At 42.2% G+C, this 26,232-nt stretch carries 6 protein-coding genes and 1 pseudogene; all 7 read right to left on the reverse strand.

Annotation, left to right across the window (positions count from 1 at the left end; all coding sequences use genetic code 11):
* Positions 1–115 precede the first annotated feature (115 nt).
* The gene (locus QUA27_RS16380; RefSeq protein WP_333069109.1) at positions 116–5,962 is read right to left on the reverse strand and encodes a trifunctional serine/threonine-protein kinase/ATP-binding protein/sensor histidine kinase; all 5,847 of its coding nucleotides are present in this window, start codon (positions 5,960–5,962) and stop codon (positions 116–118) included.
* Positions 5,963–6,040: 78 nt separating this feature from the next.
* Positions 6,041–6,220: pseudogene (locus QUA27_RS16385) on the reverse strand (ATP-binding protein); the annotation flags it as partial.
* A gap of 28 nt (positions 6,221–6,248) precedes the next feature.
* Positions 6,249–11,672: a trifunctional serine/threonine-protein kinase/ATP-binding protein/sensor histidine kinase gene (locus tag QUA27_RS16390; RefSeq protein ID WP_333069110.1), complete on the reverse strand. Its 5,424-nt coding sequence runs from the start codon at positions 11,670–11,672 to the stop codon at positions 6,249–6,251.
* Between the two features lie 90 nt (positions 11,673–11,762).
* Positions 11,763–13,052 (reverse strand): hybrid sensor histidine kinase/response regulator, encoded by a 1,290-nt coding sequence (locus QUA27_RS16395; RefSeq protein ID WP_445251518.1) that lies wholly within the window; start codon positions 13,050–13,052, stop codon positions 11,763–11,765.
* A 7-nt stretch (positions 13,053–13,059) separates the two neighbouring features.
* Positions 13,060–15,777: a hybrid sensor histidine kinase/response regulator gene (locus tag QUA27_RS16400; protein WP_333069112.1), complete on the reverse strand. Its 2,718-nt coding sequence runs from the start codon at positions 15,775–15,777 to the stop codon at positions 13,060–13,062.
* A 127-nt stretch (positions 15,778–15,904) separates the two neighbouring features.
* Positions 15,905–22,165 (reverse strand): AAA family ATPase, encoded by a 6,261-nt coding sequence (locus QUA27_RS16405; protein ID WP_333069113.1) that lies wholly within the window; start codon positions 22,163–22,165, stop codon positions 15,905–15,907.
* A gap of 194 nt (positions 22,166–22,359) precedes the next feature.
* On the reverse strand, positions 22,360–26,232 hold a 3,873-nt coding region (locus tag QUA27_RS16410), incomplete at its 5' end, for a trifunctional serine/threonine-protein kinase/ATP-binding protein/sensor histidine kinase (RefSeq protein WP_333069114.1).

A 26,232-nucleotide genomic window follows, 5' to 3' on the forward strand; every position in this document is an offset into this window, starting at 1 on the left:
AAGTATCAAGACTTTGGCAGAATTTATCGCTCACTATAAATTGTAAAGTGGGGTGTAAAAAAATTTCAATTTTAAGAAAAATTCGCAAATAGGCTATAAATTACCCAGCTAATGCTCAACATGGCAGCGAAATTATAAATTCTGTACCGCGACCTAAAGTTGAGTTGACTTCGATCATACCAAAGTGTTGCTCAACTACAATTAACCGGGCGATCGCCAATCCTAATCCCGTTCCTTTCCCTACCGCTTTCGTCGTAAACAAATGATCGAATATTTTCTCTTTGACTGATTCACTCATACCCTTTCCATTATCAGTAATGGTAATTTTTACCTGGTTATCTTCTAGTGAGGTTGTAATTGTAATGCGGTTGGGATTCGCCTGAATTTCCGCAAAACTTCGACCAGTATTTGATTCATCTAACGCATCGATCGCATTGGCGAGAATGTTCATAAACACCTGGTTAAGCTGTCCGGGGAAGCATTCGATCGCCGGAATATTGCCGTAGTCTTTCACTACTTCAATGGCGGGTCGCTCATCGTTCGCTTTCAATCGATATTTGAGAATTAAGAGCGTACTATCTATGCCCTCGTGGATGTTGAAGGGCGCTTTATAGTCTTTGTCAGCTCTAGAAAAGGTGCGGAGCGAAGTGCTGATACTTTTAATGCGATTACATCCCACTTTCATGGAGTCAATCATTTTAGGCCAGTCTTCGATGATATAGTCTAAATCGATATCTTCGGCATGGTCTGCAAGCTCTGTTTCTGAGGCGCGATCGCGATTGAGATTGAGATGCTCCACTAAGTCTTGCACCGTTTGCTGGGTTTCATTCAAATTGCCCCAAATAAAGCCGACGGGGTTATTGATTTCATGAGCAACACCTGCTACCAGATTTCCCAGTGATGCCATTTTTTCGCTTTGCACCATTTGCAGTTGGGTGTTCTGCAAATCTGCCAGAGTCTGTTCGAGTTCCTGTGATTTTTGAATCACACCTGCTTCTGCTTGCTTGCGATCGGTAATATCAATCAGCATTCCATCCCAAACGGTTTCTCCGTCTTCTCTACGTTCTGGCTGAGCAGCGGCTTTCACCCATTTCACTTTCCCACTGGGAGTAATAATCCGCCACTCATGTTGAAATGGGGTGAGCGTTTGAGCGGACTCGATAACTGCCCGAAACCCCTCTGCTCGATCGTCGGGATGTTCAAAATCGCGTAGGCTGTATTTTCCTAGCATCACATCCTCTGCCGCCACTTCATAGAGTGTTTGACATCCAGAACTGACGTAGGGCACTGAAGCAGAACCATCGGCTTGAATCCGAATCTGATAAATCAAGCCAGGCACGTTATTGGCAAGTTTCTGAAAGCGGGCTTCACTATTTTTTAACTCTTCCAGAGACTCTTCTAGCTGTTGAGCATAGTTCTGCGCTCGCTCGTAAAGTCGAGAATTTTCTAAGGAAATTGCTGCTTGAGCGCAGAGTAAGTTAAGTAGTTCAATGCGATCGCTAGTGAACGCCCCCGTTGCTAAATTATTCTCTAGATATAAAATGCCCATCAACTTACCTTGATGCAAAATCGGGCTACACAAGATACTCTTCGGCTGCTGACGCATGATATACGGGTCATTGGCTAAAGTAAGATCGGCACTGGCATCAAGTAGCACAACAGTCTGCCTGTCACGCTTGACTTTGTAAATCAGCTTCAGGGGAATTTCTTGACTCTCTTCAACCAGAAGGCGCTGCAACACGACAGGCTCTTTCCCTACAGTAATTGACCCTTTGATCAGCAGGCGATCGTCTCGCAAGAGCATGAACACGCATTTATCAGCCCCCGCATTTTCGATGACAATTGAAAGCAACGATGAAAGTAGCTTTTCGAGTTCGATTTCACCGGATATTGCTTGGGAAGCTTTGAGAATAGCAGCTAAATCTAAAGCCACAGAAACACTACTACTGGATGTGGCAGAACTGGTGGAGGTAATACTCCCCAAAGTGAAGATAGTTTCGTGAGTGGAGAGATGAGAACGGGTTTGCTGTAATATGGGCGCCAGTAATTGGGGATAGCGTTTTTCTAAGTCGGCTACTTTGGCTTTTGCACCCCAACGGGCGTAGCAGTAGTATGCTTCTTGCATATATATTTGGGCGATTTTTTCTTTATCCCAGTGGAGATAAAATATAGCGGCGAGTTCGTTGGCTAAGGCTTCTTCTTGGATATATTCGTTTTCTTTGGCTCCCAAAATTGCCTTGTCGTATAACTCAATGGCTTCGGCTTTTTGTCCAAAAACTCGACATTTTTCCGCTTCGACTAAATCAACCTTGTGCTGGTGATTCATCGAAGCATAGTGCGCCCAGTGCTTTAACTGCGTTTGGTTTTGTGCCACCCGCTCTAATGCGTTTGATAACTCTTCTGAAGATTGACTTAACAGTGCTAGGGCTACCAAAGAATCATATAAATAAAAAGCCGGTTCGGCAACTGTTCCCGCACCCGACATGAAATAGTTTCTGCACTCAAGGGCATTGTTATTAGCTGGCTCAACTTCGCCAAACAAAAAGCAAAGAGTCAACTTATATGAGTAGAAAATATATAATCCACATATATCATTTGCAGACCGCAGCAGGGGGAGAAATTCAGTCTCTTGGAGAGCCGAACCAGACAAAATGCTGGGATGCTCTCCTAAACCTAGTAAATTTAAAGTCACTTGCCAATATATCAGACAGTAATTAGCTGTTCCCCATTGCTTCAGTTGCACTAAAGCATTGTAGTAAGTGCGTGTATCTTGCTCCAATTTAGCAAGGGGTTGACCGCACCAAGAAGAAATTAAGCAGAAATTGTGAACAGCATATCCAGCGTATTCCAGGTTTCCTACTTCTAGCCCAAGGGTATAACTCTCACTCAAGAGGGGTAACATTTCTTTAAGGTGAGATTTGCGGTGGAGGATATAACTTGCCAGCAGGAAAAATACTTCCAGTTTAGTTGCTTTATCATCAAATTTTGCCGCCAAATTCAATGCCAACTTTCCAAACTGTGCGGCTAAATCTATATTTTTCTGCATATTACAGAGAACCAGACTGTAACAAGCATAGTTAGTAGCAGAAACAGATATATTGCCGTGCCGCAGGAATAATTTGACTAACAAGGTAGCTAGTAATGGATATAACAGAGATCCACAGGTGTAAGCTGCTGACATGATGCTGCTGGCAATCTGGATAATGGCGATTTTGTTCGCATCTGTCATCACAGGGAGGTAGACAAAATCTGCAATTTGGCGATCGCCAATCAGTTCGCTAATTTCTTGGATTGACTTTTGAATATCTGCGGGTGTGGGTGATTCGGTGATGGTTGCGCCCAACTGTTGCAAGATATTAATGCCGATCGCCAGCACTTCATTGAGTTGGCGCTGGGAAGTCTTACCTTGAATTCTAATCCGGTAAACATTGACCTGTTCTAGTAAAGAATGTGCTTGTTCGGTGACAATATCGATAAACTGTTCCATCGCTTCAAAGTCACCGCATAGCATTGCCACTTCCGCAGCTAATTCATGAAAAGCGAGGCTCATTTCATACTGTTGTTGCCAAGCACTTTCTCCCAAACAAGATAATCCTAATGCGGCATATTCACCCGCTGCTTGATAGGCGGTAGCAGTTTTGGCTTTGCGACAGGCGAGGAGGTTAAGTTGGGCTAGTTGATTTCGTGACGTTTGTTCGCTAATTAAATAAATGCCATAATTTAATTGATTGACGATTTCAAAAATACGGTCTTCTCTTGCTTGTGTGGAAATCTGTTGCAGCAGCAGTTGTCCGATTTGGTAATGAGTCGCCTGTTTTTGGTGGTCGGGAATTAGGGAATAGGCTGCTTGTTGAACGCGATCGTGTAAAAATTTGTAGGTAACATTTTGAGATTTTTCTAACGTAACGACTTGACTTTCTGCCCCTACATAAAATTTATAAACATCACCGATCGGTAAAATCAAACCTTCTTGCAATGTTTTCCATAAATTAGCTGCGGTTTCTACTTCCGATCGTTCTGAAACAATTGCTAATGTTGCTAGATCGAACTGATTGCCAATACAAGCGGCTAACTTCAGAATATTCTGGGTGACTAAGGGTAACTTCTCTAACTGCAACGCCATAAATTCTACAACATCATCGGTCAATGCTTGTTGATTAATTGCGGACAGATCGCATTGCCAACAGCCTAACTCCAAGTTAAATTGAATGAGATTTTCTTCGTGTAGGGCTTTGAGAAATTGGGTGGCAAAAAATGGGTTGCCTTTAGTTTTTTGATAGACTAATTGTGAAAGTGGTAATGCCAAAGTTTCGTTTATTTTTAACGTATCAGCGACTAATTGATTGATTTGGGATTGACTAAGGGGTGTTAAAGTAATAGTATTAATTGCTGCTTGGTTTTTTTGAATTTCGCTCAAAGTCAGCATTAATGGATGGGCTGGATTGACTTCGTTATCCCGATAGGCACCAATGATGAAAAGATGATCTGTATCAACCATTAATAGGTGCATCAACTTTAATGATGCTGAATCAGCCCATTGTAAATCATCTAAAAATATCACTAATGGATGTTCGGCGCTAGTAAAGACTTGGGTAAATTTTTGAAACAATAAATTAAAGCGATTTTGGGCAGCAGTTCCTGATAATTCTACTGCTGGTGGTTGTTCACCAATGATTTTTTCTAATTCGGGAATGACTTCAATAATTACCTGACCGTTGTTTCCGACAGTTTCTAATATTTGATTTTTCCATTGCTCTAGTTGGACATCACTTTCGGTTAACAATTGCCCCATTAAATCCCGAAATGCTTGGACAAAAGCTGAGAAGGGAATATTGCGTTGAAATTGGTCAAATTTTCCTTTGATAAAATAACCGCGTTGCCGAACAATTGGTTTATGAACTTCATTGACAACGGCGGTTTTACCAATACCCGAAAAACCTGCTACCAGCATCATTTCTGTTGCACCAAGACTGACTCGCTCAAATGCTTGCAGTAAAGTTTTTGCTTCGGTTTCTCGTCCGTAGAGTTTGTCGGGGATGATGAAGCGATCGCTCCTATCCCGTTGTGCAATTTTAAAGCTCTGAATTGTGTCAGTTTTTTGTAGTTGATGTAAACATTTTTCTAGATCGTATTTCACTCCTAATGCACTTTGATATCTATATTCGGCGTTTTTTGCCATCAATTTACTGACAATCTCTGAGACTACCGAGGGGAGTTGTGGGTTATTTTCATGTACTAATGGTGCTGCTTTGGCAATATGACAATGTACCAACTCCATTGGGTCATTTGATTCAAATGGTAATTTCCCTGTCAGTAATTCGTAGAAAGTCACACCCAAAGAATAAAAGTCTGTTCGGTAGTCAATCCCCCGATTCATTCGACCAGTTTGTTCTGGGGAAATATAAGCAAGTGTCCCTTCTAATACATCGGGATTTATCAAAGTTGGTGTTTCTCTTGGAAGTAAAGACGCAATACTAAAGTCAATTAATTTGACTTGTTTGGTTTCGGGATTAATTAAGATATTGCTGGGCTTTATGTCTTTGTGAATGATGCGCTTTCGGTAGAGAATATCTAAGGTATTGCAAAGAGCGATCGCGATTTCCAAAAAATCTCTCAAAGATAGTGCGTTTTTCCCTTTAATCGCCCATTCCTGAAGCGAAATTCCCCCAAAGTCTTCCATGACTAATGCATAACCATTTCGAGAGGGTTCGAGACTATACGTTTGGATAATTCCCGGTTGACAAAGGTTTTTAGCAATGGTATATTGATTGCGGAATTGCACCAGCTCGCTAAAGGTGGGATACTCGTTTTTCAGCAGTTTGATGACGACAGGTAATCGGTCACTGATACGGATAGCCCGATAAACTAAGGTGCGACTTCCTGAATAAACTGTTTGGAGAATTTGATAGTTAGGAATTTGAATGCTTGTGTTTGGGTTGCGGTTTTGGTGAGAGTTATTCATGGTTGTTGTTATTTGGTAATTGGTGGGTTAACGAGCGGTTAAATTGGTCTGAAGAAGAGAAAAAACTTAACTTTTTTGTTAGGCATTAGTGGGTAAAGTGATGATAAATTTTGTTCCGGTTCCCAGTCGAGAGTTGATGTGAATATAACCGCTATATTTTTCGACAACGATTTGACGTGCGATCGCCAAACCCAATCCCGTCCCTTTACCCACACCTTTAGTTGTAAATAAATGATCGCATATCTTTTGTTTTACCTCTCAACGGGCGCATCAGTAAGATGCTTCTTTAAGCTCTAATATAGCTGATAGGAATCTCGATCGCTAACTCTGTACCATCTCCAACTCTAGAATTACAGGTTAATTTACCGCCATGTTTTTTGACAATACCATAGCTAACAGATAAACCCAAACCTGTACCGCTACCCACTGGTTTAGTTGTAAAAAATGGATCGAATATTCTGGATTGAATACTCGCCGGGATACCAGCACCATTATCAGAGATTTTAATTCTAACCCTGTCTTTTTCTATAACTTCTGTCTGAATCCTAATTAGAGGATTTTGAGCTATTTTATTAATTGATTGAAGAGCCTCAATAGCGTTACTGATAATACTCAAAAATACTTGATTTATCTCACTAGCATAACAAATGACATGGGGCAGATTTCCATAATCTTTAATAACTTGTATTTCGGATTTGCCATCGCTCAGTCTTAAGCGAGTTTGTAAAATTAGCAAAGTGCTTTCAATTCCGGTATGTAAATCTACTGCTTTCATCTCTGCTTCATCTAAGCGGGAAAAGTTACGCAAACTAAGGATAATTTGGCTAATGCGATCGCTCCCTGCTTTCATAGATGCCAGAATTTTAATTAAATCTTCCCAGATAAACTCTAAATCCATTTCTTCTATTTTCGCTTGAATTACTCTACTGGGTTCAGGATACTCTTGTTGATAAATATCAAGTAAAATAAGCAAATTTTTGACATAATCCTCTATATGTGCAACATTACTACGAATAAATGTTACTGGATTGTTGATTTCGTGAGCAATGCCAGCTACGAGTTGACCGAGAGATGACATTTTTTCGCTCTGAATTAATTGTGATTGGGTTTGTTGTAAGTTTTTAAATGCTTGCTCTAAATCAAAAGCTTTTTGGCTTAAATCTTCCGTTTTTTGCGCTACTTCTGCTTCTAAGCTTTGGGAATATTTCTCTATTTGTTTATATAAACGAGCATTATCAATAGAGATCGCCGCTTGAGATGCGAGTATCTGGATAATTTCTACTCGCTCATTAGTAAATGCTCCCAGTGTTAAGTTATTTTCTAAGTACACAATACCGACGAGTTTTCCTTGCCGAATAATTGGAGTACATAAAACTGATTTAGGTTGATGAGCGATAATATAGCGATCGCCTGCAAATTGGTCTGCTATACTTAAGTTGTCAAAAACAGCCGTCGCTTGAGTTCGTGCCACCGCATAAATCAAGCTATGAGGAATTTCCTGATATTGTTCCAGAGGAATTTCTAATATTTTTGTCTGCTTTTGTGCGGTTTGAGCGACGACTAACCATTGTCGGTCTTGGCGAAGCACTAAACAACCGATTTGTGCTCCCCCATTCGCCAGCGTAATCTGCATCAAAGTGGCTAACAGTTTCTCTAATTCAATTTCTTGTGAAATAGCTTGTGCCGCCATCATTACTGCTGGAAAATCTAACCATACATTCTCGCTACTACTGACGCTAGCTAGGCTTCCCATCCAGGTAGGGTTGATTGTTGTCCCAGATGTGATTACAAAGTTAGCAGGTTGGAGAATAGCTTTCAGTAGTTGTGGATAGTGTTGTTCTAAATAAGCGACTTTAGCCTTTGCACCCCAACGGGAATAACAGTAATACGCCTCAATCATGTAAGATTGTGCAACTTTTTCTTTCCCCCACTCTAAGTAGAATTTCGCAGCTAGTTCGTTAGCTAAAGCTTCTTCTTGGATATATTCGTTTTTCTTGGCTCCGGCAATTGCGCGATCGTACCAATCTCCAGCTTCATAATTCTTGCCTAAAACCCGCCATTTTTCTGCTTCTACCAAGTCAATTTTATGTTTGTGATTCATCGGCGCCTGGTGTGCCCATTGAGCCAAAGTGGTTTGATGGGTTTCTGCCAAAGCGAGACTGTTCGCTTGCTCAATTTCTGACTGCGTAGAGCAGACTGCCAAGTAGGTTAACCCGGCATAGAAATGGAAAACCGGAGTATGAATCATTGCTGCCGCCACCCTCAAATAGAGGCTTGCTTGAGCAATGTAGTCTAGGGCGTTGGTGTAGTTACCAAAGAGATAGGCAAGCATTAGTTTGTAGTTATAGGCAAGAGCGAGTGCAGTAAGCTCTCTATTCTGATTATGCTGAGGAAACATCACGGTTTCATCATAAGCCTGACCGATTAACAAATCCGGTTGATTGACAATTTCCCTCAAGTTCTGCACCGTCTGTTGTGTCATCTTCACGTAAAACATAGGAGAATATTGCTTCACAGTCGTTAAGACAACACAATAATTTTCTATTTCTGCGTGCCAATCATCAATCTCTACCCCTGAAAAAAAATTATTATATAAATAACTACTGACGCAGTAGCCACCATTGAGAAAATCACCTGTTTCCATTCCGACTAAATACCCTTCTTTCGCCGTTGGGATTGTTGCCCTCAGTGGTTCTTGACGATGCTGAATAAAACAGCCAAACCAAAGTAAAGTGATACATTTAAATTCTGGCCAATTCAACTGATTTAGTAAGCTCAGTGCTACTCGCCCAAACCGATAACCTTTTTCTATTTCTCCGAAAAAACCAGACAGCACAATGCCATAACCCACATACCCGATTGTTGATGCTGGTGCATTGCCAAATTGAAGTGATATACTGACCATTGTGGCACAAAGCAGAGGCTGCAAGGCAGGATTTCCCATAAAAATAGCCGGAAACAAGATGCCTAACAATTGCATCGCCGCGATTGTCCGAGGATCGCTCATCACGGGAAGGTTAACCAGTTCCTCTATCTGTTTTCCCTCCAGTTGGTTGGCAAGGTTTTCTAATGCAATGCGTGTCAATGCTTCGTCAGTTTCATAGGGGAGTTCAATCCCCAATTGTGCTAGGGCATTGGTGCCGATAGCGATCGCTTCTAACATCTGACTCTGAGTTGTCAGTGCGTTGATTTGAATCTCAAATATTTTGACTTTATCTAGTATTGTTTTCGCCGATCGCAAAACCTGGGCTGCCATTTCTTCCATGCCATTAAAATCGGCATTTAAGTAAGCCGTTTCAGCCGCAGCCACATAAAGATTCAGGGTTAATTCATACTGAGTTTGCCAACAGTTATCTGTGAGTAACTCCAGCCCTGTTTTTACAAAACTTCTGGCGCCTGCATAGGCTGTAGAATTTCTGGCTTTCTGTCCGGCTGCTAAGTTCAATCTGGCTAAGGCTTCCCGTTCCTCTGCTTGAGTCATGAACTCAATTCCTAAATTTAAATGCCCGACAATATCAAACAGCTTTTCCTCTTTTTCTATCTCTGATAAGTTTTGTTGGAGTAGTTGCCCAATATGGTAATGGGTCTGCTGTTTTTGCTCGTCAGGAATCAATGAATAAGCCGCTTGTTGGACGCGATCGTGTAAAAATCGATAAGTTGGATTAGCGGAATCATTAAAAACTTCCTCGCTATCAGATTGGGTAAAGAACTTATAGATTTCGGTAGTAGGAATTACCAAACCTTCCTGCAAGGCTTTCCATAAAGCTGTGGCGCTACTGTCTGGTGATTTCTCACTGACAATTGCTAAGGTATTCAAATCAAACTGCGCCCCTATACAAGCCGCTAGTTTGAGACTATCCTGAGTTTCTCTTGGCAATTTTTGTAATTGCAATGCCATGAATTCAACGACATCATCAGTAATTGCTAAGGCCTTCACTTGGGCAATATCGCATTGCCAATATTGAATCTCGAAATCAAAGCTAATTAACTTGTCATCATGTAATGCTTTGAGAAACTGAGTAGCAAAAAAAGGATTACCTTGAGTTTTTTGATAGACCAATTTTGTTAAAGGCTGGGCTAGAGATGATTCACAATTCAGTGTATCTGCCACCAACTGATTCATATCAGGTTGCCTTAAGGGTGGTAAAGTAATTGTATTCACCGTTGCCCCAGTTTTTACAATTTCATCCACTGTTAAAATGAATGGATGTACGGGGAAGACTTCATTATCTCGATACGCGCCTAATATTAAGAGATACCCAGCATCTTGCATCAATAATTTCAGCAAGTTCAGTGATGCGGAATCGGCCCATTGCAAGTCATCTAAAAACATGACCAACGGATGTTCTTGACTGGTAAAGACTTGCACAAATTTTGGCAATAAGAAATTAAAGCGATTTTGGGCGGCTGTTCCCGATAATTCAAGGGCGGCTGGCTGTTTACCGATAATATTTTCTAACTCAGGAATTACGTCAATTAAGACTTGTCCGTTGTCTCCTAATGCAGTTAATATCTGGTTTTTCCATGTTTCTAATTGCCCATCTGATTCGGATAGCAATTGCCCCATTAAATCGCGGAATGCTTGCACAAAGGCGCTGAAGGGAATGTTGCGATGAAATTGGTCATATTTTCCTTTAATAAAATAACCACGTTGTCGCACTATGGGTTTATGAACTTCGTTGATAACTGCGGTTTTTCCCATTCCTGAAAAACCTGCAACTAGCATGATTTCTGTTGCACCTTCGCTGACTCTTTCAAAGGCTTTTATGAGCGTTTTTACTTCAGTTATTCGTCCATAGAGTTTGTCGGGAATCAGGAAGCGATCGCATATATCCCGCTTTCCTAATTCAAAGCTTTCAATTTTTCCAGTTCCTTGGCACTGCTGCCAACACTTTTCTAAGTCATACTTCAATCCCAAGGCACTTTGATAGCGCTTTTCGGCATTTTTTGCCATCAGCTTCATGACAATATCCGAAACCACCTGCGGGATTTCTTGGCTGTTTATTGCAGGAGGTTTTTTGGCTATATGGCAGTGAACCAACTCCATGGGGTCGTCACATTCAAATGGCAGTTTTCCTGCCAGCATTTCGTAAAAGGTGGCTCCCAGAGAATAAAAGTCTGTGCGGTAGTCGATGCCTCGATTCATTCGTCCGGTTTGTTCGGGAGAAATATAGGCGAGGGTTCCTTCTAAGACGTTGGGATTTTGAATTTCTTGAGTTTCTCTCGGCAGTAGCGAGGCGATGCTAAAGTCTATGAGTTTAATTTGTTTGGTTTCCGGATGAATCAGAACGTTAGCTGGCTTAATATCTTTGTGAATGACTCTGTTGCGGTACAGTCCGTCAAGGATATCAGTTATTTGAATGGCTATTTCCAATATTTCTGCTAGAGTCAGCTTGCGTTCTTGGGCGTAGTCTCGCAGAGAAATACCGCCAAAATCCTCCATTACTAGGGCATAGCTGTGGCGGTAGGACTCTAAATTGTAAGGTTCAACGACTCCCGGCAGACGTAGATTTTTGGCGATGGTGTACTGGTTGCGGAATTGCACCAGTTCGCTGAAGCTGGGATAGTCTCGATTTAATAGTTTAATGACAACCGGAATCTCGTCTGTTTCTCGGCTGGCTCGATAAACTAGGGTTTTAGAACCACTGTACAGTTGCTCGATTAGACGGTATCCGACAATTGGACTGGTTAAATCTATACCTGCATTCATTTTGGCTATCCTAATTTCAAATATTGGCTGCTAAAAATTAATGTGCGCCTCTGTGTGTAAGAGTTAAATGCACCGATCGCATAATTAACTTCATCGGTTTGTAGGCAATGATATCGTAAACTCCGTCCCTTCTCCTAATACAGAATTTACCTCGATTGTACCGCCGTGTTTCTCAACCACAATCTGCCGTGCGATCGCCAATCCCAATCCCGTGCCTTTACCCACACCTTTAGTTGTAAATAAGTGGTCAAATATCTTCTCCCTCACCGTCTCACTCATGCCAATACCGTTATCTTTGATACGAATTATTGCTTTCTGCCGATCTGCCGATAATTCAGTCTTGATAATAATTTGATTATGATTAATTTTGATTTCAGCATAACTACGTCCCGTATTTGATTCTTCTAAAGCATCTATCGCATTAGCCAACAAATTAATAAATACCTGATTGATCTGTCCTGCATAGCATTCTACTTCCGGTAAATCACCATACTCTTTAATTACCCGAATCTCAGGGCGAGTGTCGTTTGCCTTGAGGCGATGTTTGAGGATCATAATTGTGCTATCCATCCCGTCGTGGATATTGCAGGCAACGGGGCGATCGCTATCAGCACGCGAGAATGTCCGCAAGCTGATACTAATGTCTTTAATCCGGTTTACTCCTTCTTGCATCGAGCCAACTAACTTAGGTAAATCTTCACGGATGTAGTCGAGGTCGATCGCTTCAATTTCCTCTTGAATTGCCACACTTAAATTAGCAGATTCTTGCTGAACTAAATCCAGCAATCCAAACAAATCTTTGATGTAGTCTAAAGCGGGCTGAATATTGCCAGAAATAAAGCCAACGGGGTTATTAATTTCGTGGGCAACACCAGCCACCAAGTTGCCCAAAGCAGACAATTTTTCGCGTTGAATGACTTGGATATGAGCTGCTTTTAATTCAGCAGTTTTTTGAGCCACTTGCTGTTCTAAGTTTTGAGTCAAGAGACGCAACTGTAAATGAGTTTTCACTCGCGCTAACACTTCTTGTTCTTGGAAGGGCTTGGTAACGTAGTCTACTGCACCAAGGTTAAGCCCTTTAATTTTGTTGTCTACATCAGCCAGAGCGGTCATGAACATAACTGGAATATCGCAAGTTTTGGAATTAGCTTTAAGGCGTTGACAGGTTTCAAATCCATCAATTCCCGGCATCATCACATCCAGTAAAATCAGATCGGGGGGTCGCCGCTCAACTTGTTGCAGAGCGCGTTCGCCACTGGTAGCGATCGCCACCTTATACCCCGCATTACTCAATGCTTCCGAGATGACATCCAAATTTGTGGGAGTATCATCAACAATTAAAATTAAGCCAGTTAAACCTATGGTCATAGTCATAGCCATCCAACTTTTAACTATTATTAGTGAGATGTTGTTGAATAAATTCCTCGATCTTCTCAGTTTGGAATTGCTTAGCTAATTGTATTAATTGCTGAATAAAGGGCTGATAGCGCTGATCCTTTTGCCCAATTTGAGCGGCGGTTTCTGCCAATTCTCTGAGCAAGCCATCCTGTGCCAGTTCTAGTAAAATTTGCAAGTCCGCCGCCGATGGGGGAATTAGTTCTTTCGTGGATACTTCATTATTGCTTGTTGTTAACTCAGTTACATCATATTTCCAGATGAGTTGTAAATGTTTGGCAAGCAAAGTCAACAACTCCTCTGCATCAACGGGTTTTGCCAGAAAGTCATCTCCACCCATATCTAAGCTTTTCTGCTGGTCTATTTCTGCCACCGATGCCGAAGATACTATCACCTGTAAATGCTTGATATCCTCCAATTTTCGTAACTGTTTGAGCATTTCAAAGCCATCCATTACTGGCATCGCTAAGTCAGTTATAACTAAATCTGGCAGTTTTTCTATAGCTTTTTCTAAGCCTTCTTGACCATTCTCTGCTTCAGTAAATGTGAACCCTAGAGGCTCTAGCAGGTTCGCCAATACTGACCGATTTTCCCAACGGTCATCCACGATCAATATGTGGCGTGGTGGCCCTTCATAGCCGATAATTGTGCGCCCGTCTTTGACGGAACTTTTTTGTGCCCAGTCGGTGGCGATCGGCAGTGCTAGTTCAAAGTAGAAGTTACTGCCTATTCCCAGATGGCTTTCAACTTGAATTTTTCCGCCCATCAATTCCACAATTCTTTGACTGATGGCTAAACCTAAGCCTGTGCCTTCCGCGTGGCGTTTACGATCGCCTACTTGTTCAAATGCTTGGAATAGTTTGTTTACTTGGTCAGATGCGATGCCAACTCCTGTATCGATCGCTTGAAATTTAAGCTGAGGCAATGGCATCGCTGCATTTGATTCTATCACATCTACCTTGAGGGTCACGCTGCCTTTATCGGTGAATTTAATCGAATTTCCTAAGAGATTGAGTAGCACTTGGCGGAGTCGTTTTTCGTCAGTTAGAATTCCTGTGGGTAAGTTTGTATCTGGTTGATAAATGAACTCTATACCTTTTTGGTCTGAACGCACTCGACAGATTTCTACTACTCCTTGCAGGAAAGATGGCAAGTGAATGGCTTTGGAGGTAAGTTCGAGTTTGCGGGCTTCGATTTTGGAAAGGTCTAAAATATCGTTAATTAATGTTAGTAGATGAGAGCCGCATTGGTGGATGATATTTACACCATGACGTTCTTTTTCGGGTATAGTTTTAGTACGTTCGAGAATTTGGGCATAGCCGAGAATCCCGTTGAGAGGTGTGCGAAGCTCGTGGCTCATGTTGGCGAGGAAATCGCTCTTGGCTTGGTTGGCATTATCGGCAGCTTCTTTGGCAATAGTAAGTTCGGCGGTGCGTTCTTCTACACGAGTTTCTAGTTCTGTAAAGGAAGTTCGCAATTGTCCTGCCATTTGGTTAAAGGAACCAGCCAGGGCTTCTAATTCATCAATCCCTTTAACTGCCACTGTTTGGTCAAGAGCGCCAGATGCGATCGCTTCACTTGCCTTTTGTAATTTCAGAATCGGACTGGTAATCCAGCGAGAAGTATAGATGCCCAGAATAGTTGCCAAACCCAACGCCACCAAACACAGCAGAATAGTGGTGCGCGTGTTGGCATCAATTTGTGCCATGAAATCTGATTCGGGCACGACAATGACGCTGAGCCAATCGATACCTCGTTCGTCTCGAATGGCTGAAACTTGAACTAACTCATGCTGATTTGCCCGCCAAAAATCAAGCTGTTGACTCTGTGTAATGGCGTTAAAGTTACCAAATCGATCGAGGATTGCTTGCGCTGTGGCACTAATTACAGAATTTTCAGACTTGACGGCAGGAATTTGTTGCAAATCCTGTTTTTTAAGGTCAATAATGTAAGGATTTTCGATCCTTGAACTGGCAATCAAGTTGCCGGAGTGATCGATGATAAATGTTTGTCCTGTTTGACCCACCTTTAGCTGACTGAGAAAGGTATGAATCTTGCTAATCCGAAAGTTACAGTTTTGAATTCCCAACAATACTCGATTGTTGTCGTAGATTGGCTGAGATAGAGAAATTGTCACCAATTTATCCACCTGGCTTAAATAGGGCTGAGATGACCAGGTTGGTTTTCCGGCTTTCTGTGCAGTTTTATACCAGGGTCGAGTCCGGGGGTCAAACTTTGCTTGAGTTCCTACCAACCTAGTTTGTTGACCTCGATCGTTCAGTTGGTAGATTTTACGCTGAGGTAGATTCGCTTTGGAACCAATACGAGAAACGATGCCGTCCTTGGGTGTATTCTCTAAGGTGATACCCGTGCCATCAGCCAAGCCAATTTGCATAAATTCGATCGTACCTTGGCTAACTAACTGCCAGAAAGTCCGTTCTAGTTTGGTGACATCTGTTAAATCTAACTGCCCCTCTTGAGCAGCCGCGACGATCGCTTGTCCAGCAATATAAGGTCTTTCCAAATAGTTCAGGACTTGCTGGTTAATGCGATCGCCGATCTCTTCACGCAACTGACTAGAAACATCATTGACGGCTATCTGTCCATTTCGCAGGGACAGATAGCCAGTCAGTCCAACGGCGGCAAAGACTTGCAATACAAACGGAACTACTAGCACAAGTCTTAAAGGTATGGTTTTATTTTGATTCATGTTAGACCTAGATAATGGTTCACTTGGAAACTTACCGAAATAAGGTGAGCCAGCCTGATGTTTTGCAATCGTTAATTGGGTAGTGTTTCAAATGGGTTGATATAATATTGAATTCTATTATATTCCCTTAGATAACAGGGATAGTGATCGAAAACACACTCCCCTCTCTAGGGACAGAATCAACTTTTATTTGTCCGTGATGTTTTTCTACTACAATTTGACGCGCGATCGCTAATCCCAATCCTGTTCCTTTCCCTACACTCTTAGTAGTAAATAAATTATCAAAAACTTTCTCCCGCACCGTTTCACTCATGCCAATACCATTGTCTTTGATCCGAATTACTACCTGTTTTCTATCGGCATATAATTCTGTCTTGACGAGAATTTGGTTAGGATGGGCTTTAATTTCGGCATAACTCCGTCCAATATTTAATTCATTCAAAGCATCGATCGCATTTCCCAAAATATTCATAAATACCTGATTTAATTGTCCGGCATAGCACTCGATTTTTGGGATATTGCCATAGTCCCTAATGACTTGGATTTCGGGGCGAGTGTCGTTGGCTTTCAGACGATGTTTAAGGATCATAATTGTGCTATCAATGCCATCGTGAATATTACAGGCTACGGGGCGATCGCTATCCGCACGCGAGAATGTCCGCAGACTAATACTAATGTCTTGAATTCGCTTCACGCCTTCTTGCATCGATTCAATTAACTTGGGTAAGTCTTCCCGGATATAGTCAAGCTCAATGGTTTCGATTTCTTTTTCAATCTCTGGCTCTAGGTGGGGATATTTTTGTTGCACTAGATCGATCAATCCAAACAAATCGTTAATGTAATCTAAGGCTGGGGTAATGTTGCCAGTCAGGAAGCCGACAGGGTTGTTAATTTCATGAGCGACACCAGCGACTAAGTTACCCAAAGCTGACATTTTTTCACCTTGGATTAGTTGGATTTGAGCTTGTTGAAGTTCTCGTAAAGTCTTTTCTAAAGCTTCTGACTTTTGTTGACGTTCATTTTCGGCGCGTTTGCGATCGCTAATATCCAGCACATTACCAAGAATCACAGCTTTGCCATCGAGGATGATGCGGTTGAGGGTGACATAGACCTCAAAGACTGTATTAGAATCAATTTTTCTGACATTCCACTCAAATTGAATCGTTTCCCCGGCTAGTACCCTTCTCCACCAGTCTTCTACCAGATGGAACGGATTATCCGGTGTAGAATAGTCATCCAATATCGAGCATTGCAGCGCTTGCTCTCGCTCCACATCAAACATTTCTAGCACTCGGTTATTAACATCGAGCACCTTGCCATCCAGATCGTGAATTATGATGGCACTACTGACGTTATTGAAGATAGTGCGGAGGTTCTGTTCGGAAATTTGCAGGGCTGCTTCCGCAGCTTTATATTCAGCTTCGCTGCGTTTACGATCGCTCACATCAAAGACAACACCATCCCATACAGTTGACCCATCGCCTCGTCGTTCTGGTTGGGATATCGCTTGCACCCATTTTATCGTGCCGGACGGGGTGACACTGCGCCATTCATGATTAAATGGGGTCAGGGTTTGGGCAGATTTGGTAATTGCTTGTTCAACATCAGCGCGATCGCCTGCATAAACTGCATCGAAGACATTGATGATTCCTGCCACAACCATTTCTGACTCAGCTTCATACAGATTGATGCAACCAGAACTTGCGTAGGTTATAGACTTAGCACCATCAGCAGCCAATTGTAATTGAAAGACCATCCCTGGAATATTGTCAGCCATCTTATGGAAGCGGGCTTCGCTGGCACGGAGTTCTGTCAAAGCTTGTTGTGACTGTTGATAGAGGCGGGCATTTTCGAGGGAAATTGCTGCTTGGGAGCAGAGCAGATTGAGCAGTTCGACGCGATCGCTTGTAAATGCTCCAATTGTCAGATTATTTTCTAAATATAAAATCCCAATCAACTTACCTTGATTTAGAATTGGACTACAAAGCACACTTTTAGGCTGGTATTTTTCAATGTAACTATCTCCAGAAAACTCAGTACATAACCTAGCATCAACCAGTACCAGAGGTCTCAAACTCCGCTTAACAGTATTCACCAAAGCGATCGCCACATTCTGACTTGATTCTAGAGGCATCGGTGGTAATAGCTGCGGTTCTTGTCCCTCTTCTACAAAGGCTGCTACCTGTAACTCAATATCTTGTTTTAGCAGTAAGACACATTTACTTGCCCCAGCATTTGTCATCACTATTTGTAACAGAGTAGTCAAGAGTTTATCGAGTTCAATTTCCCCTGAAACCGCTTGAGATGCCTTAAGCAGAGTTGCCAAATCTAGAACTTCCGAGGCTGTGCTAGAAGAGCGGTTATAAGCCATCGTTTCCAGGGTAAGAGTTTCCTTGATAGAGGTAGACCATTGGGGTGGCTGAAGGAGAGGATCGAGAAGTTGAGGATAACGTTGTTCTAAATCGGCAACTTTGGCTTGGGCTCCCCATCGGGCATAACAGTAATAGGCCTCAATCATGTAGGCTTGAGCGAATTTTTCTTTACCCCAATTAAGATAGAATTTGGCTGCAAGTTCATTAGCTAGTGCTTCTTCGTGGAGAAATTGATGCTCTTTTGCGAGGGAAATGGCGCGCTCGTACAGTTCAATTGCCGATAACTTATCTCCAGAAATACGCGCCATTTCTGCTGAAATTAGCTCGGAGGCAGGGCTAAAATTCTCCGAGCAGTTTTGCGCCCAAACAGCTAATTGCTGTTTATACTCTATCAACTTTTGCCACAGATCGGATTGTTTCGCCTGTGGTATTCGATCGTAACGTTGGCATAACAATAGAGCATAGATAAAGCGATGTCTGGCATAGGGAAGTAAGCCTTGGGGAGCAACATTAACAATCTCAGCTTCAGCTTTTTCGGCAGATTCTAAAGCTGACTCTGGGCAATCGCAGAGGTAGAGGATTTGGCTTTTAAGAATATTATAAATACAGATAACTTGCCAGTTTTTATGTTTTTGGCAGCGTTGGAGATACTCAGTTTCTATAGTTTTCGACCAAGTTTTTGTTCCTATCAACTTGGCTACAAGCATTTGACCACCAGTTAGTAGATCGATAGACCATTGATTTTTTTGCTGTTGAGCAAAAGCCAGCGATTGATTAATTTCTGCCTCTAATTCATTCAGCTCTACTCCCTGGTAAAAACGACAGTACATATTGTGTCCAAAAGCATAAGCAGCATATTGTAAATTGCTTGATTCCCAACCAATTTGATAGGATTTTTTGTAATCTTGGCTAGCTAACTTAAGAGGGTGAGACCAATGACGGAGAGAACTACCAATCATTAAATAGGCTACACTTTCAGCCGAACTATTATTAAACTTGGGCATTAATTGCAGCGTTAAATCGATTAACTCACCTGTATTTTGATAGTTATTTAAAGCATAACCACGTAAGCCACCGTAGGCTGGGTAAATATAGCCTATTTCAGGCGTATTACCATACTCCAAACACAAATTAACAGCCTTGGCACAAATGACTGACCACAGACGCTGATGCGATCGATAGGTGGGCGGGCCCATAGCAATAGCTAACTTTGTAGCCATTTTTTTCTCAGGATCGGTCATCATGGGTAAATCACTGAGAGAAGCAATCCCTCGGCTTTCTAAAATGGCTTGAGCAGTCGCAATTTCGCGATCGCGTACCACCTCAAAATCCTCATCGGTAATATCAATACCAAATAAAGATAAAGCTTTAATCCCCGCAGCAATAGCTTCTGGATAGTCAGCTCGTAGGGTATATTGAATAATTGCCAAGTTGTAAATTTCTGCCTTTTCTAGGGCTGTTTTTGCCCGTTCGAGAGTGCGATCGATCCAGATTTGTGATGCCTCAATACTGCCATTCAAATATTCAACTTCAACCCGTTCTTTGTGGAGCGCAAAGCATAATTTATATTGAATATTCCAACTGTTTTCTCTCAATAATTCCATGCCAGTAGTTATATACTCACAGGCAACAGTATATGCCGTAGAAGTTTTAGCTTTTCGTCCTGCCAATAAGTTTAATTGGCTCAATCTTTCCTTTTCTTCTGGATCGTTTAATAAGTAGCGACCGCGATTTAGTTGATTGGCAATCTCGAATAAGATTTCCTCACGCTCTGCCAAAACAGTATTTCTTAAAAGTAGTTGACCGATCTGTAGATGTGTTGCTTGCTTGCGCTCGTTTGGAATCAGAGAATAGGCAGCTTGCTGGACGCGATCGTGCAAAAACCGATAAGTCGGATTAGCCGCTGCACTAGAAGCCGACTCATTATCAGATTGAGTAAAGAACTTATAAGCTTCCGTAGTCGGAATAATCAAACCTTCTTGCAAAGATTTCCATAAAGCAGTAGCCGCAACTTCCGCCGACTTTTCACTGACGATTGCCAAAGTAGCTAAATCAAACTGGGACCCAATACAAGCGGCTAATTTAAGCATTTCCTGAGTAGGAAACGGCATTTTCTGCAATTGCAGTGCCATAAACTCTACCACATCATCAGTAATTGCCAAGGCTTTCACTTGAGCAATATCGCACTGCCACCCCCCTTGTACCCCCGTCTTTCCCGCCTTGGTAAGGGGGGATAAAACGGGGGTGGGGGACACAGGGGGCTCAAAAGTAATCAGCCCATCGTCATGTAAAGCCTTCAGGAATTGCCTAGCAAAAAAGGGATTACCTTGAGTTTTTTGATACACCAGTTTTTTCAGAGGTTGGCCAATCTCTAATCCGCAACTAAGAGTATCTGAAATCAATTGATTAATGTCATCTTGTTGCAAAGGAGCCAAAGTAATTGTATTCACCGTTGCCCCGGATTTAATAATCTCATCCACCGTCAAAATAAATGGATGAGTAGGAGACACTTCATTATCTCGATAAGCACCTAACACCAATAAATGTGCCGTATCTTCCATCAACAGTTGCAACAATTTCAAGGATGCCGAATCTGCCCACTGCAAATCATCTAAAAACATTACTAAAGGATGTTCGGCTTGCGTAAATACTTGCACAAATTTCTGCATCAGCAGATTAAAGCGATTTTGGGCGGCACTTCCCGATATTTCTGGTGCTATTTGCTGTTTACCAATGATGCGTTCTAGCTCAGGAATTACATCAATCAAGACTTGTCCATTGTCGCTAAATGCTGTCAAAATCTTGTTTTTCCATATTTGTAATTGAGCATCTGATTCTGATATTAATTGCCCCATTAAATCCCTGAAGGCTAGCACAAATGCGTTTAAGGGAATATTGCGCTGGAACTGGTCGTATTTGCCTTTGATGAAATAGCCACGTTGTCGGATAATTGGCTTGTGAACTTCATTCACGACTGCGGTTTTGCCAATTCCAGAAAAACCTGCTACTAGCATCATTTCTGTACTGCCTGTGCTGACTCTTTCAAAGGCAGCTAATAGACGATCGACTTCTTTTTCTCTACCGTACAGTTTTTCTGGTATCAGGAACCTGTCTGTAATATCTTCCTTTCCTAAATCAAAAGCTTCAATGTTACCAGTTTTTTCTAAGTGAGCTAAACAAATTTCTAAATCATGTTTTAATCCTAATGCACTTTGATAGCGGTTTTCAGCATTTTTGGTCATCAATTTACTGACTATATGCGATAAAACTATGGGGATTTTTGGATGAATTTGATGTATCGGTATTGACTCTTTGGCGAGATGGCAATGCACCAGTTCCATCGGGTCATCAGAGATAAATGGTAAATGTCCTGTCAATAATTCATAAAAAGTGACACCGAGGGCATAAAAGTCGCTACGATAGTCAATACCCCGATTCATTCGTCCGGTTTGTTCGGGAGAGAGATAGGCTAATGTCCCTTCAAGGATGTGGGGATTCTGAATTTCTTGAGTTTCTCGTGGTAGCAGAGATGCAATACTGAAATCAATTAGTTTTATTTGTTTAGTGTCGGGATTAATCAGAATATTAGCGGGTTTAATATCTTTGTGAATGACTCGGTTTTGGTAGAGATAGTGGAGAATGTCTGTTAGTTGCAGTGCCAAATTTAGAAATTCTGTTAAAGATAAAGATTTAGCAGGTTGGTTTTTATCAGTGGCGATATGGAGATAATTAGATAGGGAAATTCCTCCAAAGTCCTCCATGACTAAGGCATAGCTATTATGGTATACTTCTAGAGTCAGAGGTTTAACTATACTGGGGAAGTTAAGATTTTTAGCAATGGTGTACTGATTGCGAAACCCGACAAATTCGTTGAAATTCGGGTATTCGTTTCGTAGTAGTTTGATGACAACAGGAGTGCGATCGCTCTCTCGAACACCCCGATAAACGAGGGTGCGAGAGCCTGCATAGATTTGTTCTGCGATCTGATACCCAGGTAGGTGAGTGATGACATCCATTTTCCTGTCCTCAAAAAAATTCTGTGGCTACACCTTATAGTTATAGCTTATCAATCAGATCGGGAAACATCCCAATTGATACTAATGTTTTTAACTTTATTGGCTAATGGTCTATATTGTTCTAATATCAACCTTTCCCAGCACGAGATCTGCGGACGAACCACAGGAGGATGTCATTCATTGCTGCATCACAACTATCTTGATTCTATTGTCTTGACGGGAATTGTTATCAAAAACTCTGCACCTTGACCTAACGCTGAATTTACTTCTAAAATACCAGAGTGTTTCTCAACAACAATCTGCCGTGCGATCGCCAATCCCAACCCTGTGCCTTTACCGACTTCCTTCGTCGTAAATAAATCCTCAAAAATCTTCTCTCGCACCGCCTCATTAATGCCAACCCCATTGTCTTTGATGCGAATCACAACTTGCTGCCGATCGCCCGATAATTCAGTCTCGATCGTAATTTTATTAGGAGTCGCTTTAATCTCTGCAAAGCTCCGTCCACTATTTGATTCATCCAGGGCATCGATCGCATTACTCAACAGATTCATAAAAACTTGATTTAGCTGACCTGCATAGCACTCTACTTTCGGCAAATCACCGTATTTCTTGATGACTTGAATCTCTGGGCGTGTGTCCGAAGCTTTGAGGCGATGTTTGAGGATCATAATTGTGCTATCAATCCCGTCGTGGATATTGCAGGGGACGGGGCGAGCGCTATCGCCACGGGAAAAGATGCGAAGACTGGTGCTGATGCCTTTGATTCGCTTCACTCCTTCCCTCATTGAACCCACTAACTTTGGTAAGTCTTCCCGGATATAATCGAGGTCTATCGCTTCAATTTCCTCTTGAATTGCCGCAGTGTAATTAGGATATTCTTGCTCAAATAGATCGAGCAATCCAAACAAATCATTAATGTAATCTAAAGCAGGGGTAATGTTGCCAGCAAGGAAGCCTACAGGGTTGTTGATTTCGTGAGCGACCCCAGCTACTAAATTGCCCAATGCCGACATTTTTTCACTTTGGACTATTTTTAGTTGTGCCTGTTTGAGGTCTGTAAGAGCTTGTTGGGATTCTTGATAAAGACGGGCATTTTCCAAAGAAATGGCAGCTTGAGAGCAAATTAGATTCAGCACTTCAACGCGATCGCTCGTGAACGCCCCCGCCGCTAAATTATTTTCTAGATATAAAATGCCTATCAATTTACCTTGATGCAAAATCGGGCTGCACAAGATACTCCTAGGCTGCTGACGCATGATGTATGGGTCATTGGCTAAAGTAGGATCGGTCGTCGCATCAATCAGTACAACAGTTCGCCTATCGTGCTTGACTTTGTAAACTAGCTTCAGAGGAATTTCTTGACTGTCTTCAACCAGAAAGCGCTGCAACACGACTGGCTCCATCCCCACGCTAATTGACCCTTTGATTAGCAGGCGCGAGTCTTGCAAGAGCATTAACACGCATTTATCAGCCCCCGCATTTTCGATGACGATTCTCAGCAACGATGCCAGCAGTTTTTCCAATTCGATTTCGGCAGAAAGAGTTTGGGAAGCTTTGAGAATCGCAGCTAAATCTAAAGCTACAGAGACGCTGCTACTGCTGGAACTGGGAGAACTGGTGGAAGTCACACTTCCCAATGTGAAGATCGTTTCGTGAGGGGAGAGGGGAGAACGGGTTTGCTGGAAGATGGGAGCCAGTAGTTGAGGATAGCGTTTTTCTAAGTCGGCGACTTTGGCTTTAGCGCCCCAACGAGCATAGCCATAGTAGGCGTTTGTCATGTATTCCTGGGCAATGCGCTGTTTACCCCAGTCGAGGTAAAAGTTGGCGGCTAGTTCATTGGCCAGTGCTTCTTCTTGGATGTATTCGTTGGCTTTGGCTCCAGAAATTGCCTTGTCGTATAGCTCACTTGCTTCTGCTTTGTGTCCTAACACTCGACATTTTTCTGCCTTGATTAAGTCAACTTTATGTTGGTGATTCATGGGGGCATGATGCGCCCATTGAGTAATATTCGTTTGATGAATTTCCATCCTGCTAAGAGTGTTTGCTTGCTCAATTTCTGACTCCATAGAGCATAGTGCCAGGTAGGTTAAGCCAGCATAGAAATGAAAAACAGGAATTTGAATCATTCCTGTCGCTCCCATCAAATAGCGGTTAGCTTGGGTAAGGTAGTCTAGGGCATGGGTGTAGTTGCCAAAAATATAGGCAAGCATCAGTTTATAGATATAAACAACAGCAAGGACAGTGAGTTCGTTATTTTGATACTGCTTAGGAAACATCACAGTTTCATCGTAGGCAGTACCAATTAATAAATCCGGTTGGTTGACAATTTCCGTTAAGTTCTGCGCCGTCTGTTGTGTTGCCTTTAGGTAAGCCAGAGGAGAATCTTGCTTTAGAGTCGCTAAGACAACACAGTAATTTTTTATTTCTAGTACCCAATCGTCCAGAGCCACTCCACCGAATAGATGATCGTAAAAACAAATAGCTATACTGTAGCCAGCATTGAGGAAATCACCTGTTTCCATCCCCGCTAAATAGCTATCTTTGAGAGTTGGTATTACTGCCCTCAGTGGTTCTTGACGATGCTGGAGGAAAGCGCCAAAAAACAGTAAAGCCGAGGACTTAAATTCCCGTACATTCAACTGATTGACTAAGTTCAGTGCCAATCGCCCGAAATCATAACCTGTTTTTACTTCTCCTAAAAAAGCAGATAACACCATGCCATAACCTACATATCCGATTGTTGATGCGGGCGCATTTCCAAATTGGAGAGATAGACTCACCATTGTGGAGCAATACAGAGGTAGCAAGGCAGGAGAGGCTGAAAAAATCGCTGAAAACAACATGGCTAATAGTTGCATCGCTGCAATTGTCTCTGAGTCGCTCATCGCAGGGAGGTTAATCAGTTCTGAAATCTGTTTACCCTGAAGGCGAGCGCCAAGGGTTTGTAGTGCTTTGCCTGTCAAGGCTTCATCAGGTTCAGATGAGAACTCAACCCCTAATTCTACCAGCGCATTTTTGCCGACAGATATTGCTTCCAACATCTGACTCTGGGCTGTCAGTGCGCTGATTTGGATCTCATAAATTTTCACTCGGTCTAGTATGGTTTGAGCGGATCGCAACACCAGTGCTGCCATCTGTTCCATTTCCTCAAAGTCACCATTCAGATAGGCAACTTCAGCCGATGCCACATACAGATTCAAAGTTAATTCATACTGATGTTGGCAGCAGTTAGCTGTCAGTAACTCAATCCCCGTTTGCAAATAAACCCTTGCTGCGGCGTAAGCTGTGGAATTTCTCGCCTTCACTCCAGCTTGCAAATTCAGTTGAGCTAATTCTTGCCGTTCCCTTGATTGAGCAATTAACTCAATTCCTAAATTCAAATGCCCTACAAGATCGAACAGTTTTTCCTCTAGCTCAATCTTCGATAAATTTTCTAGCAGTAACCGTCCTATTTTGAGGTGAGTTGCGGTTTTTTGCTCATCGGGAATCAGAGAATAGGCAGCTTGTTGCACTCGATCGTGTAAAAATCGATAAGTGGGATTAGCTGAAGCTTTGAAAACTTCATCACTATCCAATTGGGTAAAGAACTTATAGATTTTTGTCGTGGGAATCACCAAACCTTCCTGCAATGCTTTCCATAAAGCCGTAGCCGTCATTCCCGCAGATTTCTCACTGACAATTACTAACGTATTCAAATCAAACTGCGCTCCTATACACGCAGCTAATGTGAGAACCTCCTGAGTTTCTGGCGGCAACTTCTGCAATTGCAATGCCATGAATTCAACGACATCATCAGTGAACGCTAAGGGTGTGACTTGGGCAATATCACACTGCCAATGCCGTATCTCCCAATTAAAACTAATTAGCTTATCGTCATGTAATGCCTTGAGAAACTGAGTAGAAAAGAAAGGATTCCCCTGAGTTTTTTGATATATTAATTTTGTCAAAGGTTGGGCAAGGGATGATTTACAATTTAGCGTATCTGCTACCAACAAATTCATATCTGGTTCGCTTAACGCTGGCAAAGTAATCCTATTCACTGTTGCCCCAGTTTTAACTATCTC

Origin of the sequence: Microcoleus harperi Pol14_C6, from assembly GCF_036701295.1 — a bacterium.
Taxonomy (GTDB): Bacteria; Cyanobacteriota; Cyanobacteriia; order Cyanobacteriales; family Microcoleaceae; genus Microcoleus.

What these genes read in the sequence shown, in the direction of transcription:
- QUA27_RS16380 (WP_333069109.1), bottom strand. Translation starts at nt 5,962, where the DNA reads ATGAATAACTCTCACCAAAACCGCAACCCAAACACAAGCATTCAAATT.
- QUA27_RS16390 (WP_333069110.1), bottom strand. Translation starts at nt 11,672, where the DNA reads ATGAATGCAGGTATAGATTTAACCAGTCCAATTGTCGGATACCGTCTA.
- QUA27_RS16395 (WP_445251518.1), bottom strand. Translation starts at nt 13,052, where the DNA reads ATGGCTATGACTATGACCATAGGTTTAACTGGCTTAATTTTAATTGTT.
- QUA27_RS16400 (WP_333069112.1), bottom strand. Translation starts at nt 15,777, where the DNA reads ATGAATCAAAATAAAACCATACCTTTAAGACTTGTGCTAGTAGTTCCG.
- QUA27_RS16405 (WP_333069113.1), bottom strand. Translation starts at nt 22,165, where the DNA reads ATGGATGTCATCACTCACCTACCTGGGTATCAGATCGCAGAACAAATC.